The sequence below is a fragment of the Vibrio splendidus genome (genome assembly GCF_024347615.1).
In the GTDB taxonomy this organism is placed as follows: Bacteria; Pseudomonadota; Gammaproteobacteria; order Enterobacterales; family Vibrionaceae; genus Vibrio; species Vibrio splendidus.
In genome coordinates, this window is the sequence record NZ_AP025509.1 from 269,136 (window position 1) to 285,445 (window position 16,310).

General features: G+C 39.6%; 17 protein-coding genes and 2 pseudogenes. 12 read left to right on the top strand and 7 right to left on the bottom strand.

The genetic code is table 11. The features are described from left to right. The first annotated feature begins 51 nt into the window (after positions 1-51). From OCU90_RS18590 to OCU90_RS18600, 3 genes are all read left to right on the top strand, one after another. Positions 52-831, top strand: coding sequence for a hypothetical protein (locus tag OCU90_RS18590; protein ID WP_061025995.1), 780 nt, complete (start codon positions 52-54; stop codon positions 829-831). A gap of 157 nt (positions 832-988) precedes the next feature. Further along, the gene (locus OCU90_RS18595) at positions 989-1,492 is read left to right on the top strand and encodes a DUF4236 domain-containing protein (protein WP_061025998.1); all 504 of its coding nucleotides are present in this window, start codon (positions 989-991) and stop codon (positions 1,490-1,492) included. Between the two features lie 205 nt (positions 1,493-1,697). Then, positions 1,698-2,888 (top strand): hypothetical protein, encoded by a 1,191-nt coding sequence (locus OCU90_RS18600; RefSeq protein ID WP_143700575.1) that lies wholly within the window; start codon positions 1,698-1,700, stop codon positions 2,886-2,888. 493 nt (positions 2,889-3,381) lie between these two features. On the opposite strand, the gene OCU90_RS18605 is transcribed toward OCU90_RS18600, so the two are convergent. Further along, entirely contained in the window at positions 3,382-4,407 is a 1,026-nt protein-coding gene (locus tag OCU90_RS18605; RefSeq protein ID WP_061026117.1) for an IS110-like element ISVisp6 family transposase, read from the bottom strand. A 104-nt stretch (positions 4,408-4,511) separates the two neighbouring features. Here OCU90_RS18605 and OCU90_RS18610 point away from each other — a divergent pair, with 104 nt between their 5' ends. Beyond that, on the top strand, positions 4,512-5,696 hold the full coding sequence (locus OCU90_RS18610; protein ID WP_061025735.1) for a hypothetical protein: 1,185 nt from the start codon (positions 4,512-4,514) through the stop codon (positions 5,694-5,696). 348 nt (positions 5,697-6,044) lie between these two features. On the opposite strand, the pseudogene OCU90_RS18620 reads toward OCU90_RS18610, so the two are convergent. Further along, positions 6,045-7,073 (bottom strand): annotated as a pseudogene (locus tag OCU90_RS18620) (IS110 family RNA-guided transposase). Between the two features lie 109 nt (positions 7,074-7,182). Between OCU90_RS18620 and OCU90_RS18625 the strand changes: the two are divergent. Then, a complete protein-coding gene (locus OCU90_RS18625) occupies positions 7,183-7,584 on the top strand; it encodes a YunG family protein (RefSeq protein ID WP_061025733.1) in 402 nt (133 codons plus the stop codon). Between the two features lie 18 nt (positions 7,585-7,602). Here OCU90_RS18625 and OCU90_RS18630 read toward each other — a convergent pair whose 3' ends face one another. Further along, positions 7,603-7,893, bottom strand: coding sequence for a type II toxin-antitoxin system RelE family toxin (locus tag OCU90_RS18630; RefSeq protein ID WP_005464658.1), 291 nt, complete (start codon positions 7,891-7,893; stop codon positions 7,603-7,605). Further along, positions 7,883-8,131, bottom strand: a complete 249-nt coding sequence (locus tag OCU90_RS18635; RefSeq protein ID WP_004730320.1) for a type II toxin-antitoxin system Phd/YefM family antitoxin — start codon at positions 8,129-8,131, stop codon at positions 7,883-7,885. The genes OCU90_RS18630 and OCU90_RS18635 overlap by 11 nt, the downstream gene beginning before the upstream one ends. 201 nt (positions 8,132-8,332) lie before the next feature. Here OCU90_RS18635 and OCU90_RS18645 point away from each other — a divergent pair, with 201 nt between their 5' ends. Beyond that, entirely contained in the window at positions 8,333-8,836 is a 504-nt protein-coding gene (locus OCU90_RS18645) for a hypothetical protein (RefSeq protein WP_061025731.1), read from the top strand. Positions 8,837-8,971: 135 nt separating this feature from the next. Next, positions 8,972-9,667 (top strand): 2'-5' RNA ligase family protein, encoded by a 696-nt coding sequence (locus OCU90_RS18650; RefSeq protein WP_061025728.1) that lies wholly within the window; start codon positions 8,972-8,974, stop codon positions 9,665-9,667. A 174-nt stretch (positions 9,668-9,841) separates the two neighbouring features. Here OCU90_RS18650 and OCU90_RS18655 read toward each other — a convergent pair whose 3' ends face one another. Then, positions 9,842-10,240, bottom strand: a complete 399-nt coding sequence (locus tag OCU90_RS18655) for a hypothetical protein (RefSeq protein WP_061025725.1) — start codon at positions 10,238-10,240, stop codon at positions 9,842-9,844. 194 nt (positions 10,241-10,434) lie between these two features. Between OCU90_RS18655 and OCU90_RS18660 the strand changes: the two genes are divergently transcribed. Continuing rightward, on the top strand, positions 10,435-10,914 hold the full coding sequence (locus tag OCU90_RS18660; protein ID WP_061025723.1) for an Sbal_3080 family lipoprotein: 480 nt from the start codon (positions 10,435-10,437) through the stop codon (positions 10,912-10,914). A gap of 193 nt (positions 10,915-11,107) precedes the next feature. Here the strand turns inward: OCU90_RS18660 and OCU90_RS18665 are convergent, their stop codons facing one another. Continuing rightward, positions 11,108-11,956, bottom strand: coding sequence for a DMT family transporter (locus tag OCU90_RS18665; protein WP_061025722.1), 849 nt, complete (start codon positions 11,954-11,956; stop codon positions 11,108-11,110). Positions 11,957-12,095: 139 nt separating this feature from the next. Here OCU90_RS18665 and OCU90_RS18670 point away from each other — a divergent pair, with 139 nt between their 5' ends. Next, positions 12,096-12,995, top strand: coding sequence for a LysR family transcriptional regulator (locus OCU90_RS18670; RefSeq protein WP_061025720.1), 900 nt, complete (start codon positions 12,096-12,098; stop codon positions 12,993-12,995). Between the two features lie 175 nt (positions 12,996-13,170). Here OCU90_RS18670 and OCU90_RS18675 read toward each other — a convergent pair. Beyond that, a pseudogene (locus OCU90_RS18675) lies at positions 13,171-13,572 on the bottom strand (EAL domain-containing protein); the annotation flags it as partial. 158 nt (positions 13,573-13,730) lie between these two features. Between OCU90_RS18675 and OCU90_RS18680 the strand changes: the two are divergent. The 3 genes from OCU90_RS18680 to OCU90_RS18690 are packed head-to-tail and all read left to right on the top strand — an operon-like array spanning position 13,731 to position 16,301. Next, a complete protein-coding gene (locus tag OCU90_RS18680; RefSeq protein WP_061025717.1) occupies positions 13,731-15,218 on the top strand; it encodes a hypothetical protein in 1,488 nt (495 codons plus the stop codon). Then, positions 15,218-15,979, top strand: coding sequence for a class I SAM-dependent methyltransferase (locus OCU90_RS18685; protein ID WP_061025715.1), 762 nt, complete (start codon positions 15,218-15,220; stop codon positions 15,977-15,979). The genes OCU90_RS18680 and OCU90_RS18685 overlap by 1 nt, the downstream gene beginning before the upstream one ends. Beyond that, positions 15,966-16,301: an EamA family transporter gene (locus OCU90_RS18690; RefSeq protein WP_061025712.1), complete on the top strand. Its 336-nt coding sequence runs from the start codon at positions 15,966-15,968 to the stop codon at positions 16,299-16,301. Before OCU90_RS18685 ends, OCU90_RS18690 begins: the two co-directional genes overlap by 14 nt. The last annotated feature ends 9 nt before the right edge of the window (positions 16,302-16,310 follow it).

Here is a 16,310-nt window from a genome sequence, read left to right on the forward strand (position 1 = left end):
AATGCAGAATTATTCTGTCTAATATAGCTGTTATACATAAGAGGTTATTTGGTGGAATATAGTCACGAAGAATATGGGAAAGTACTTCAAGTAGTCGGTGAAAAAATTGATAAGTATGCGATACCGATTTTTATAGTCGATCAATCGAAAAGACCAGAAATAGTAGGTACAGGCTTTTTTATTAATTATATTGATTGTATTTATTTTGTAACAGCTTCGCATGTTATGGATGAACTCAATGATGCTGGATCTTTATTAAAAATAGCCTTAGGTGGCGCTATTTTTTCATTGGAACTTATAGGGTTAAAAAGAACAATATCTACTGAAAAAGGTATCGCAGATAATCATTTTGATATAGCGGTTTTGCCTATCAGTAAAGATCATGGATTATATTCACGCTGTTTACAGCAAGCAATTCCTATATATTCTAGTATGTTAGATAAAAAGTTTCTCACTGTAGATATGCAAATATTACAAGGGTTTCCAGTATCAAAAAATAAGACTACAAGTCGATTTAATCGAGTGACTAATGATTATAGTAGTGCTTTGTGGACGTATTCATTTATGTTCGATGACTGTTGCGATTTTGAGTCTTTAGGTAAAAGTCCAGATTATCATTATGCAGTTAAATGGTTAGGTAAAGTTAATGGTCAAAAAATACCGAATCCTAGAGGTTGTAGTGGCGGTCCGTATTGGTTTGTACCTGATATTGAAAATGTAGATAATCAAATCTTAGCTGGAGTGTTTATTGAATATTGGAGTAAACATTCAGTAGCTTTTGTTACAAAAATCGAGCATGTGGTTAAATTGATCGAATGCGATTATGTATAACAATCGCATCAACACGATTTGCTACATTCGGCATTGTCGGTTTCTTTAAGTTTACCGTGTTAAGTGGTAAATTTGAGCTTAATCTGCATGGTAGCAAACGTGTTATGCAGGCGTTATGACTCACACAATATTTCTGGTTAGGCAGTCTAGGAAAATCATGGGATTTAAATTTCGTAAACGTATAAAAATTGCACCAGGACTTCATGTCAATCTTAGCAAAAGTGGTATTAGTACCTCTATCGGCAAGCCCGGTGCTACCGTAAATATTGGTAAAAAGGGTGTGAAAGCAACAGTCGGAATTCCAGGCTCTGGGCTTTCATATAGTCAGAATTTATCCGAGAATAACAGTTTTAAGGAGAGCAACTCACAAACCGAAAATGGAGGTTTCTTCTTCGGTAAGGTGTTAGCCGTTATTGTTACATTCTTCTTTGCGGTGAATTTTTTTAGTTCCCCCTCGGAACCTGCTGTATCTGTGAGTACGGTAGAGGCTAAAAGTTTACGTGTGCGTGCAGAGGCAACCCTAAACTCAAAGGTTATTAACCAATTAGTAGCTGGTGATGAGGTTGTGGTCTTGAAAACTAATAGTAGTTGGGCATTAGTAGAAGGCAATGGTGTAAAAGGCTGGGTTGCTTCAGAGTACCTATCAAGTCCTAAGTCATAACAAGCTGTTTAAGAGTGATTCGCAACGCGTGGCATTTTTAGTATGCGTTGGTTTAAGTGATTAAGGTGGTCTGCTGCGGCATCGGTATTGCGTTGCTCACACCTCAACAGGGCGTTATGAGTCTTGGTTTTATATTCAACATCGTTATTAAACTATCATGCTGATATGATGGTTTTTAATTAAATTCGTACGGAGCTATTTTTAGGTGATGTTTAGGTTTTACTTTTTCATACTTTCGCTGATTTCGACGGGAGTTTTAGCTACCGAGGCTGAACGCTCATACATTAATCACAGTACAGCACTTTTCAATGAAGTACAGCTTATAAAAAGTGACGTTGAACGACTTAAATTAAATAATGGAAATTTAGTGATTAAATCAGGGGTAGACTCTGAACTGGCAAGAAAAGTAATTAGGCTTGAGCTCATGCTCGATGATTTAGAAAGCCAAATTTACGAAAATGGGTCAACAACAGAACTTTCAGTAATTAAAGAGAATTTATTTAGTCGAATCGACTCTTCGGATGAAAGTATCGCTAATTGGGGTGTAATTTTTGGACTCTTGGGGACTGGTTGGGGAGTTCTAATTACTTTGATAACCATCTATATAGGGTATTTAAACAATAAAAAAGCGGATGATGTTGTTCGGCTATGTACAGAACAAGTTGACCACTGGATTGAATTTAACGCTCCCAGAATTTTAAAAGATGGCTCTGAAAGTTACATTGAAGAAATTAAGAAAATGAGAGATGAAGCTGAAAGGTACTTATTGTATTATCAGCAAGACCATAATGAAGGGCGTAAAGCTAGTGAATATAATCTCAAGGACGAATTTACTGACCCTGTAAGTGAAAGGGTTAATGAAGTCATCAAGTTTTATCAACAACAAGATTTTGCAGAAGCAATTTTGAAAGCAAAGTTTATCCTAGATGGAACCGTAACCATTAGAGATAAAATCGAGCTGCTTCAGATAGTATCATATGCCTACAATGCTATAGGCAGGCCTGATTTAGCTGACGAGTATAATGTGGAGCTGTTAAGAGTCATTAATAATTCATCTCAAACTATCTCTGCGTTCAATCGTGCGAATATCTTGTTTAAGATTTCAATGAACAAATACTCAATGAATCGAAAGTCATACACACCTGAAGTTTTGCGACATTTGAATGACTTAATCTCGGAGTTCCTAAATTATACAGATATTAGAATTGTTCGAATAGTAGCTCAAGCAAGGATGTTGAAAGCTATAATTAACGAAAATTCGGGATACTACGCATCCGCAAAAGATCAATATAAAGAGATTATTACATCTTACCAAAACAGAAATGATGAAGAATTGTCAGAGGTTGTTGAGAAGTGTCGTAGCAACCTTCGTGATTTGAACGAGTCAGACTCATAACAAGCATTTAAGAGTGATTCGCAACGCTTGGCGCTTTCGCTTTCGCTTCGCGCTTCGCGCTTTCGCTTCGCGCTTCGCGCTTTCGCTTTCGCTTCGCGCTTCGCGCTTTCGCTTCGCGCTTCGCGCTTCGCGCTTTCGCTTTCGCTTCGCGCTTCGCGCTTTCGCTTCGCGCTTCGCGCTTTCGCTTCGCTCAAGTATAGCCAAGCGCTGCTCACACCTTAATGCGGCTACATGGATTCCCCCGGTTGTCAAACATCCGCTAAACTTATGTTGATGGGTTTTGGACTGCCGCTCTACATTCGGCCTACTTATCGACGATTCGCATACGTCGTGGCCCTGATGACTTGCGCGACTGCGGTGCCTTATTCGTTAGATGACATCTAGTGTGTCCGCCGCATTAACAGGCTCTCCGCAAGTGGTCTTAACCTATCTCCATCATTAGCGTCTGCAATGACCCGGTGGGTTTAACTCTTTATGCTGCTTAGTTTTTTACTTAAGCAGCATAGTTTTCGTATTCTGTTTGATTGTGTAAAAGCGACCATATAATTCGTGCGTTCTTCGCGGCAAGTGCCACTATCGCTCGGTTCATTCCTCTTCGTTCTAGAACGCCTCGACACCACTGACTTAACTTATCTTGCTTGTCGCCAAGGTTGGCAATTACGGTCCTTGCGCCATGAACTAATAGTGTTCGTAAGTATTTATCGCCATGTTTGGTTATCCGACCTAAGCGTGGCTTTCCTCCCGTCGAATATTGTTTTGGTACGAGTCCTAGCCAAGCAGAGAAATCACGGCTTTTATCAAATTGAGAGCCGTTACCTATCGAAGCAAGTATCGCAGTAGCGGTTTGCGGTCCAATGCCCCGAACTTTCATCACTCGTTGAACATTAGTGCTGACCTTAGCAAAAGAATCGAAGACTTGTTCAGTATCGGCGATACGTTGATTCAATTCACCAAGGTGGCGATAAGCATCGGCAATCACTGTTCTCGCGAGGTGTGGTAGTTCATTTTCTGCGTCTTCCAGCATTAAGGGAACCTGTTTCATTAATGAAGAGCGGCCAACAGGAATGGTTAACCCGAACTCAGAAAGTAGGGCACGCATGCGATTCATAAGCGCGGTGCGCTCACGAACCCAATGCTCTCTCATTCTATGTACCGATAAGATGGCTTGTTGCTCGGGGGATTTTACAGGCACAAAGCGAGTAGATGGTCGCTGAACAGCTTCGCAGATAGCAACAGCATCATTAAGGTCGTTCTTTCCCTTAGTTCGATAAGGAATTACGTATTTAACAGCCATAATGCGGGCGTCGTGCCCGAGTTTATTGAGTGTTCTTGCCCAATAATGTGCACCACCACACGCTTCAACGCCTATACGCATGAGTGGCATATTTGCTATTGTAGTCAGTAGTTTAGAGCGAGTTACCGACTTATGAAGTATGACCTTACCATTTTGGTCTACGGCATGAAGACTAAAGTGGTTTTTAGCTAGGTCGATACCGCAGAAATAAGAATAATCAGACATGGTGCCTCCGATGCATTTAAGTACCACATAAGTGTGGCAGATCCTCGGTAGGGGGAATCCATGTCATTCGTTCGGAAACGTAATCGAGAAGAGAGGAAAGTTGATTGAAAAAGATTTTATCATTTGTGGTTGCTGTATGTTTGGTTGGTACTCTTTACTCGCTGACTCAAGATGGTTTGACGAATCGTGAAGTAACACTCTTTAGCTCAGCGCTTGCGTTGCTATCTATGGCCATATCTTGGTTAATCACCGATATATATTCTGAAAGTAGTAAGCAGAGTGCTTTGGAAGACGCGAAGAAATTCCATACAGAAAATATTAAAACCTATGTCGTAAATGCCTCTGAAAAAGTAAACAATATTTCCAACGAGCTAGATAGACTTTCAATTTGGTTGAAGCAAATCAATCAAGATTATGCTGACAGTGATCTACATGAAGTAATTGTAATGCGTGAACGTGTTGCTAGTGCAACACATTTAATTGAGACGTTAAAATCAGTGAATGATACTACTGTCAACGACTGGCGTGGTATTATTGATGGCGAAATTAAGACCTATCGCGAAAAGGAAGAGATAGAGAAACAAAAACAAATAGACGGTTTGTTATTACGTATAAAGAATTTAGAAGCTTTAGATGCGCAAGGTGAGGAGTCCTTTGAGTCTGTAATCAATGCACGTAAAGACCTAGATGAACTATTATCTGATCAAGGAATCGTCTTAAATCAAAAGAAAAAAATACAACATGTAACAAGAAAGTGCCCCAATTGTTCAACAACTGTTGGTTATGACCAACACACTAGGAATGATAACTTTAGACAGATCCGCTGTAATAAAATCAGTTGTAACTCAATACTAATTTCGAAATATAGTGAACGTGACAAGAACTTTGAAGTAATAGTTCCAGACACCCATGAAGAGCAGGTGGAGTGTTTTAATTGTGGCTCTTCGTATAATTTTGAATTGCCGATATATGAAAATGCATATGCAAGAGAAAAGTGTGATTGTTCAAATCTCATATCTATCAAGTATCGGGATGGAGAGTTCAAGATTTCGCAGTCTCACCCCTCACAAACCCAGCCTAAAGAAATTACTGAAGAGTTCTTAAAACAAGTTTTGGCTGCACTTCCCTCTCAGCCATGGGAAAAGGAAGTACATAAGCAAGTAGCTCAAGATCTAAATGAGACAAATAGTATGGTTCAAAAAGCGATTAAGCAGCTAATTAAACGTGGCGATTTGTATGATCAGGTGGATGGTAAGCTTTATGAATATCGCGAGGTGAATGCTTCCTAACAAACTGTTCAAGCGTGATTCGCAACGCGTGGCATTTTCACTATGCGTTGGTTTTAGTGGTTTTAGTGGTTATGGTGTTATGCGGAGAATTCAGTATTGCGTGCCTAACACCTTAACAAGGCTACATGGTCTCCCTCTTTTGTCAACAATAGCTCCCGCTGACAACAGTGGATCGGACAGCAGCTCTACATTCTGTGTTTAATCGGAATCGTTCCGTCACCTTGATGATATTCGCTTGATGCCAGCCTCATTCGTTAAACAGTATTTATTACTTCCCAATTAAACAGGTTTAGGCATCTCGGTCTGGTCGTATTGTCACCATTTGCTATTGCTTTGACTCGGTGAGTGTTAACCGTTTACATAGTTAATCTTGTACTCTTTTCCTGTTGTTAATAATGCCCATATTATACGAGCGTTTTTTGCTGCTAGGGCGACAGCTGCTCGTTTATAACCTCGGCGTTCAACGAGTAGATTTCACCAAATACTGTTGCGATCGGTTTTCTCTTTACATCGTGCAATAACGGCTCTTGCGCCATGAATAAGTAGAGTGCGAATGTGTTTTTCGCCTCTTTTGCTGATGCGACCAAGATGAACATGACCACCTGTTGAGTATTGTCTTGGAACCAACCCTATCCAAGCGGCAAATTGGCGGCTAGATCCAAATTGTTTGGCGTCATTGACGGTCGCGACAATGGCACTTGCACTGTGTTCACCGACACCTGGAATATCCATGAGGGCTTTGGCTGAAGCCATCTCACGAACTAAAGCAGAGACTCTACGATCATAGTGCAATACTTCTAGGTTAAGGTGTTGAATCTTGTTCGATAGATCTTGAAGTAGCTCTCGAGCGAGTATAGGCAAACCATTTTCTGCATCTTCAAGGACGCTACCAATGGTGTTTTGAGCCGAGTAGCGACCCTGAGGCATCACAATACCAAATTCGGAAAGCAAACCTCTGAGTTGGTTAATAGTCGCCGTTCTTGTTTTAATTAGCCCCTGTCGAATACGGTGTAGGCAAAGCACAGCTTGTTGCTCTTCACTTTTTATAGAGACAAATCGTGTTTTGGGTCTAGATACCGCTTCACAGATGGCCTCTGCGTCATTGGCATCGTTCTTCTCATTTTGTCGATATGGAATAACGAATTTGGACGCCATAATTTTCGGGTTATGACCTAGTTTCAGTAGCTCTCTCGCCCAGTGGTGTGCACCAGAGCACGCCTCCATACCGATGAGGCAGGGCGGTAACTTCGCGAATGTGTCTAAGAGTTTGTTTCTTTTGACAGTTTTGCGTAGGACGCACTTGCCATATGCATCAACGCCGTGAATACTGAACACATTCTTGGCGAGGTCAACGCCAATAGTTTTAATGGTGGACATAGTAACCTCCAGTTCTTCAGCGTGTACTAAGTAAGTATGGCACGCAGAGTGTCAGGTAGAGGGAGTCCATATCATTCGTTAGGTAGCTAAGGAGTTTTAAGTAGAGCATATGAAACCAAGTATAAGTGATGTATTAAAAGCTCTTCAGGATAGTTGGTCTTTAGAAAGCACTGAGGAACCAGAAAACTGGACTCAATCTAATCCAAGTCGTGGGCAATGTGGAATATCTGCGCTAATAATTAACGACTATTTTGGCGGAAAGCTAGTTCTATGGAAGGTATTTTTGGGTGAAGATCAAGTTGGCTTTCATTACTCAAACGAGTTACCCGATGGCACGCTATTTGATTCAACTGGCGATCAATTCTGGGAAAGTGAAGAGCTAAAAGAACCTTCTTCGTTTGAAAGACCAGATAAACTACCAAAAAATGGAGCTGACCGGTATTTGGACTTATCAAATTTGGTTCGTAGTAAATTGGAAAGTTATCGGGTAGGAGCGGAAGTCTCTACCTAACGCGGCGTTATACCGCAATCAATCATCTAACCTTTTCATAGCTTTACGGTAAACATCGCTACGTTCGCGTTTCCCGACTGCTAAGACGGTTACAATGATGACATCGTCTTCAACTTTGTAGACGAGACGGTAGCCCGATTGGCGCAGCTTAATCTTATACATGTTGTCAGATCCAGAGAGTTTTGAAGCCGGAACATGCGGGTTATCTAAGCGCTCGATTAGCTTTTTCTTAAATTGTTGTTGAAGCGTTGAGCCAAGCTTTTTCCACTCTTTGAGTGCACTCTTTTTAAAGTCGAGTTTATAGGTCATCAATATTTACCGAAATGCTCTCTTCAGATTCACGCTCTTTCGCAATAGTTAGTAGTTCAAGGTCTTCGAGTCTATCCATCATCATTTCGTACGCTTCGGCTGGTACGCAATAAAATGCTGGCTCATTTCGGTTCAGTACAGCAACAGGTTCACCGTAAGCACTAGTTGCAACTTTCATAGGGTTAGCTTTCAACTCAGTAATGCTTGCAGCAACATCGGCTAAAATTCTAGTGGTCATGTAATAGGTCTCTTAAGTGGTCTTTGTTTCGGTCATTTTAGCCTCAACCAAGCGGTATAACAAGTTGCTTAAGAGTGATTCGCAACGCGTGGCATTTTTACTATGCGTTGGTTTATGTGTTTAAGGTATTATGCGGAGGCTAAGGTATTGCTTTGCTCACACCTTAGCAAGGCGTTATAGAGACTCAAAAGGAAACTATACATGGAACTAGTAGGAAGGTTATTGGGTTATGAATTTTTTGTACCTTTTTTAGTAACATGCGCGATCTATGGCGTACTCTTTGCCTTGGTATATTTTATTTATAAAACAGTACGTTCATTTATTGTTAAGTCCTATATCTCACATAGCTTGAAGCCAGAAACCAATTATAAAATTCAAAAGATTATTGCTATAACAAAAAGCATCAATGTTCCTGGTGAATTACCGGATAACTACCAATCTTTATGGAATTCAATATACAAGAATAAAAACAACTATGAGAGTATGAAGAGCTCTATTGGTTTTTTTGAATTAGCAATGTGTAACTATAAAAAATCAGATACAGATTCAGCTGACTTACTAGAAATCATCGATTTACTTGATAACTTTAAAGAGCAAGCACTTCGTCAGAGTAAGTATTTTTATGAGACTTGTGAAGCTATAAATATTTCGCTTTCATATGTTTTGGTTTCAAAGCACTTTCTGGTGTCAAGTGATTCGCTATAACAAGCATTGAAGAGTGATTCCCAACGCTTAGCATTTTCAGTTTAAGCTTGGGTTTTGTGTTTACGGCGCATTGGTTTAGGTTAGGTGGTAGCGTCGTTCGCACCTAAATTGGTATTTATACGTTTTGGGGAACTAATGATTCAGAGTATTTATGACGAGATGTGGCAAAGGTTTGAGCTAGCATCAGCTCACAACGATTATGAGCTAGACTCGCATCTATTAGATATTGCTAGTGATACCCGAAGGGGGATTACAGCTTTGGCATATTTAAAGCAGGGTAATCGTTCTGTTCTTGATGAAATCATGAGCTTTCAGAAAGCAGTATGTGAAATAGAACCCAACCAATACTACCATCCGCTTGAAGAACTGCACCTAACCGTTCTGTCGGTAATTTCATGCGTACCAGAGTTTGAACTCAGCGAAATCAATATTCATTCTTATATCGAAATATTTCGTTCAGTCTTGAGTTCAAATCAACAGATAGAAATAAAATATCAAGGTGTTAGTGCGTCCCCCAATTGCATTCTACTGCAAGGTTTTCCAGTCAGTGATTCTTTGGAACAGTTTAGAAATGAACTTAGAACTCAATTAAGCGAAGCGGGGTTAAGGGTAACTTTTGACAGCCGTTATAAGTTGGTTACAGCGCACAGTTCATTAATTCGGTTCAGAGTCCCAATTAGTGATAGTCGGCAGCTTTTTAGGTTGTGTCAGCAGTATCGAAATTATGATTTCGGTAGCATCGTACTGAAAGACTTTGAACTGGTGTTTAACAACTGGTATCAAAACTTGGTAGTAACGAAGTCTTTGGCTAGAGGTTCTTTGTTAGACTAAACGCGCTTATAACAAGTACCTAAGAGTCAGCCTAAACCTCACATCATCAAATATCCAGTGCACGATTTCAAAAAAAACAAACAACTAAATCAGAAACCCCAGCACTTGGCACTTTATGCCAGTCTTGGGTTTGTTGTTTTGTTGAAAGGGCGCCAATAACAGGCGCCCTTTGTGTTAGTTGGCAACACTGTAAGTGTCGTAGTCGCGCAGTAAGAAGAGTGCGACACAAGCTGCGAGCATTGGCCAAGAGGCAAAGAACAGTAGGTTATTGAACGGGTCGATGTACTTAGCGAAAGAGGCGAAAGTAGAGCCCGCATGCAGGACCAAAACTGCGCCGTAGGTGTATTTTTTCCACATGCCAACCACGAATGCGCCTAAAAATCCGAGCTGCGCGACACCCAGCGCCATCATCGCGTTGTCAGAGATGTCGATGCCATAAAAACCAGACAGTACTTTTGTCGCGTGTTCAGGGACAAGGATCTTATCTAAGCCCCAGAACAAGAAGACGATAAAAATGCCGACTCTCAGCAGCAATAGGCTTGTCGCCAATTTGGTTTGAAGTGTCTTTTCCATGATATTCCTTTTGTGCATTCAAGATGCGATGACGTTAAATGTTCATCAAAGGAGACCTATGGCTTTTGTGTTTTCTTTCGGGGTTTTTCAGTGACTTATGTAACAAGGAATGTCTGATTAATCTTTGTTTATATAATATGTCATTTTTTTGATGTGGTATCATTCGTGCAGTTGATTATTAATGGATATATAACGTGAAAAAACACCTACTATTATCGCTTTCGGTTTTAATTTTGGCTGGTTGTGGAGCCCCTCGTTACACAGGGAGCGCGATTCCAGAACCTACGACTGAAGTGGATGTTGTGATTGTTAAAGACGCTGAAACACGTGAAGGTTTTTTAAATACCATGGAAACGTGGCTGCAAGATAACGATTATACCTACACCGTCGTACCAGATAAGTCGAAGCACGATCTTGATAAGCTAACATTGGAGTATGAAGGCCATTGGGGATGGGACTTAGCGTTGTTCTTAAAGCAAGCGGAGATCAATGCTTATCAGAACGGGCAAAGAGTCGGTGAAGTAGAGTTCAAAGTTCCATATACGGCTAACCCGAATAAGTTCGGTAATGCATCTAAGCGTATTGGTTTCATGATGGATACAGTATTTGGTAAGAAAACCGCTGAAGAAGCGACGAAAGCGGCCAATTCATCTGATTCAAAAGCGACGAACTAGTCTAATTGGTTTACTAGTTCATCCCTTTATTCACTTTCTATTTCTCTTTAAGCTCTGCTCGAAGAGACGAAGATGTGAAGCCGTTGCTTTTACCGTTACGGCTTCACATCGTTCATATTAATTAAAGCTCTTGTCTGAAGTGGCACCTTACTCATTTCGTTTGGTATTCAGGGCCTGGTCTTAATTAACTTTGTTAGCTTTGCTTCTTTTCATTTCGAGCCAGCCAGATGAGCGGCAGTATGATCATCGCAGTGCCAATCGCCATTGCAATATCAGGCATTTCACCAAACCAGACCAACCCAACTCCCACCGCACCGAGTAAGCCGCTGTATTCAGCACTGGCGATTTTATTGCTTTCTGCCGATCGGTAAGTGACGACACATATCGCTGCGTAGATGAGGATAAAGCCACTTGAACCTGCGGCAGTGATAAGTGGTGACCAATCCCATTCACGGCCTTCCCAAATGGCGAGTCCAAGTGATGCCGGAACGCCTGCTAAATTGGTTAACAACAAGGTTTGTGCCACGGTTTGGTGCTTCGGGAGTTTACGGATCAATAAGTTATTGCTGGCAATGGTTAACGCTACGATAAGCGCTGCAATGGCCGCCCAATCGATCTCTGTCGGGCGAATGATGACCAGAACGCCCATAAAGCCAAATATTCCAGCAGCAACTGAGTAGCGGCTGAGTTGTTCTTTGAAAAATACCAAGGCTAACGGCAGCATCATCAAAGGTGCGGCGTAGAAAATCGCGTTGGCGGTGGCCAATGGCATAGCATTGATGGCAAACACCATAAAGATCGCACCCAGTAACCATATGTGCGCGCGCAGGGCATGCCATTTCAGCCCATCGGTGAAGCTCTTTTTACTCACGCCAAAACAAAAAGGCAGAAGGATTAACACGGCAGTTAGCTGTCTGAAGAAGACAAATTGAAACACAGCAATGTCTTCGCCCAAGGTTTTAATTAAGGCATCAGAGAAAACCGCAATTAGATTACCGACAATGAGTAAACTCATTGCCATTCCAACAGACATTGAAGGCATGATGAAGCTCCTATCATTGACTGACGCGTGTTCAGTGTGAGTTAAAGATAAAATGAAGAAGTGTGATGGCGTAATCTTAATGCATAAAATCGTTTCATATATAATGATAAAAATTCACTTAGTATGAGCTGAGCTAATAATGAAATTACCACCTTTAAGAGCAATACAATGTTTCGAGTCGGTCGCTCGTTTTAATAGCTTTTCTCAGGCGGCTATAGCGCTTCATGTTACTCAAAGTGCGGTGAGTCATCAGGTTCGCTTGCTGGAGGAATACTTAGGTGAAACCTTGTTTGTGCGTCAGGGAAGGCGTTTATCGCTCACCCCGATAGGAGAGCGTTACTACGAAGAGGTGTCTCATTCATTGCAGAATATCGCGCAAGCCAGCTACCAAATCCGCGAGGGTGAAAGTGGGAAAATTCGGATTGCAATGTACAGTTCTTTGGCCGTTAAATGGTTGGTGCCTCGGCTCGAAAACTTACGCCAACAGCATCCAGAAATCGATTTAACGTTAAGTATGGTGGCCGATGAGCCAGAGTTCTCGGATCAAGTTGCCGACTGCTTTATCACGGCTAATCCGCCAAAGAAAAACTACGTTAGTGACTTCTTATATAAAGAGCAGCTATATCCGTTTTGTAGCCAAAAGGTGTGGCAGAGAATCGAAGATAAACCTTTGCCAGAGGCACTATGGGATCAGCAGTTACTTTCAGTAAATTCAATCTTCAAGGAAGGCGGTGAGGCGAAAGACTGGGCTAAGTGGTGTGAACTCGGTGGTTTCAGCCTGCCAAAGGATGTGAAAATTAGCCCATTCAGCCACATGGTACTGGCCGCAGAGGCCGTGAAGTACCATCAAGGTATCGCGTTCCTGAACGACTACTTTCTTAATGACCAAGATCTTCAACAAAACTTAGTTCGTATCCCAATGCACGATTTACCGACTGGCGACAATATGTACTTTGTCTACAAAAATTCGAGAGCCAAGCAGTTTGAAATCAGAACGTTAGGCCATTGGCTCAAACAGCAATGTTTTGATTATGAGTAAACGGTGAAGCGTAACATTGAAAGAAACCGCTCACTCTCAGATACATGCGTGGTATCTAGATAACACGCATATATTTTAGGGGCGTGAACTACGCTCTTATGTTCGTTGGAAACGCTTCAAGTGTCCTAACTCGATGTAAAAAGATTGTGAGGCAGGCTGCCATCAATGAGTCTGCTTAGACTTGTTCCCATTCTGGCGTTGAGGTGGATGAGAGTTTGTCTTCATTATCTGCAGCCATATGTTGCTGTCTGAGCAAACTTATCGTCAGGCTTATTGGCATCGGCTTATAAAAATAGAAGCCTTGGATATAGTCGACGCCCAGTTTAGACAAGATGTTCACTTGGGATTCGTACTCAACCCCTTCGACGATCACTTGCATACCTAAGGTGCGGGACAACTGAAGCATGGACTCCAGCAAAGGGATACCAAGGCTTGATTCGTCGGAAATATTTTTCACAAACACGCGATCGATTTTGAGAATGCTGAACGGGAATTGTCTCACAAAGTCTAAGCCCGCATAGCCTGTACCAAAATCATCAATCGCGACTCTTACGCCCATATTCGATAGTTTGGTTAGATAGACGCGTGATGTGCGAAGTACTCATTAATTCTAAGGAATGTGCTGAGGTTTCTTGAATATTTTAAGCTCTGTTCCATACTTGTAGATATTCAACATCAAACGTTTAATCACTAGATGAATTCCGATAATAAAAATTCATAACTTCAAGGATGTATATGAACATTACTTCTGTTTTGCCTAACGTGAAGTTATCGGATGTTGTTTTTTATGTGTTAATAATATCCACTATATTACCAGTATGGTTATATGAATTCCCAGCGATGATTGATTTTCCTCAACATATAGCCCAGCTCTCAGCTTTAAAATCGCTCGTTTCTGGTAATGAATTCTATGGTGATTTATATGAAATAAATTGGTTTACTCCTTATATTATAACCAATCTATTTTTGTTGTTTTTTACTTTGATTACATCTCCTGTCATTGCTCTTAAGATAGGTATTACATTTTACTTATTATCCATCCCTCTATTTACTGGACTAATTGCTAAGGAAATAGGAAAACAGAAAGATATTAGGATTTTAACAATACCATTTCTTTATTGTCTTCCATTTAATTGGGGATTTATACCATTTTTAATAGCTGTTGGTTTTAGTGTAATGTGGTTGTACTATTTTATAGTCTGCGATAACAATCCTAACAGTTTAATTAATGTTATTTTTTCATTTTTTATTATTTATTCTCATGCAATAGCATGGGGTCTAATCATGGTGTATATATTTTTCATTTGCTTTAAAGACGGGTTTAACTTATATCTAGCTAAAGGGATTTTAAAGATATCATCCCCTCTAATATTCATTATAATCTGGTTGATTTCATTGAAAAGTAATGCAAGTTTAAATATGGATGAAGAACTTTTTACATACCATTCTGTCATGTATAGATTTTTTAGCTTAATCGGCGCTAATCTCATGGGGAATGATAAATTTTTTGGATTTATTAAATTCTGCATTATCTACTATCTAATAAGAGAGTGTTTTGTCTTTAAGTTGAAAGGAAATATTTATGCTAAATTATCCTGTTTGTCTGTTATTATATTTTTAATTTTACCGAATAGATTGGTGTCAACGGGGTTCTTCTCAGATAGATTATTGATACTGCTACCTGTTTTTTTTGCCCTCTCTATATCTGAAATAAAATCTAAAGGAAAACTTTACTTATTGACGTCTATTGCTGTTGCTCTAAGTGTAATACCAAGAGTTAATCGTGTTATTGAGAGTAACGAAAACTTAAATGTGGTTTATAAGTTTGAAGAGTTTATTGATGAGAGGGCGAGATTAATATTTTTATCCAATAATAATGACTATTCATCAAGTGACTATAAAATTCTTCCTGAGCCATATTTTTTGTGGATCCCTCAGATGTTAGTGGTTAAAAAAGAGTTAGAGATAGACTTCAACTTTGCATACTTTCACCCTGAAATGGTTCGATTTTCTAATGAGGTTGATAACAATGTTAAAAATTTTTCATCCAGAACAAGGTATGATTATCCTGAAGTAAAATGGGAAAATTATACATATTACGACTATGTTTTAATTAGAGACTGTTCATTCTTAGAGAATGAAATATCGAGGGAAATTCCTAAAGGAAGCTTTGTTATCGGTAAGACAATAGGTTGTTGGACTCTTTTAATAAGGAATGTTTAATGCATAGTTACGACGATGTTTTTTATGAATATATAAATATTGGTTCTGTTAAATCGGCAAGAGTTGTCATTCCTTATATTTCCGAATTTATAAATGTTAGCAGCGTGCTTGATGTTGGTTGTGGGCAAGGAGCTTGGCTAAGTATCTGGGAAGACCAAGATGATATTGAAGTTGTTGGCTTGGATGGAGGCTATGTCAATAGTGAAAGGCTGATGATTGATGAGAGAAATTTTTTTTCAATTGATGTTTCTGAAAAATTTGATCTTAATAAGAGGTTTTCACTGTGTCAGTGCCTTGAAGTTGCGGAACATATTAAAGAGGAATATTCGGATACGCTAATTAAAAACTTATGCATACATTCAGATGTTGTATTTTTTTCTGCCGCTTCTTCTGGGCAAGGTGGAGAAAATCATGTGAATGAAAAACCATATTCTTACTGGAAAAATAAGTTCCATAGTAATGGTTATGATATGTTTGATCCGATTAGGCCAAGGTTGGTTAAACATAATGAAGTCGAGGTATGGTATAAAAATAATATATTTATATTTGTAAAGAAGGGAACGAAATACAGTGATATGCTATCCGATTTTAAAGTAGAGTCAGATCATGACATTAAAGATTATGCATCACTAACAAATAGATCTATTAAGTTTGTTATAAGACTCCTTCCGGTTAGAATTATGACATTTATAGCAATTTTAAAAAAACATATATTTGTAATGATTTATAAAATAAAAAGGCATCTAAATGTCTCATATTAATTTAATTGTTGTATTAACCAGTGTGGCTTTTGCATCATTAGGACAGCTATTTCTAAAAATTGGCGCAATAAATATAAATTTTACGAAGTGCTTTCTCAATGTTTGGTTAAGTTGTGGGATAATATGTTATGTTGTTGGCGCTATACTTTGGATTTATGCTTTATCACAAGAAGACCTAATAAAGGTATTTCCTTTTACTGCGCTTACGTTCTTTATAACTTATTTCTTTGGTTACTTTGTTTTAGGCGAAAGTGTCAATAAGTACGATATTTTTGGTTTAATATTAATAATAAGTGGGTTGCTCATTATAGTTAATAACTAGAGGTGAAAG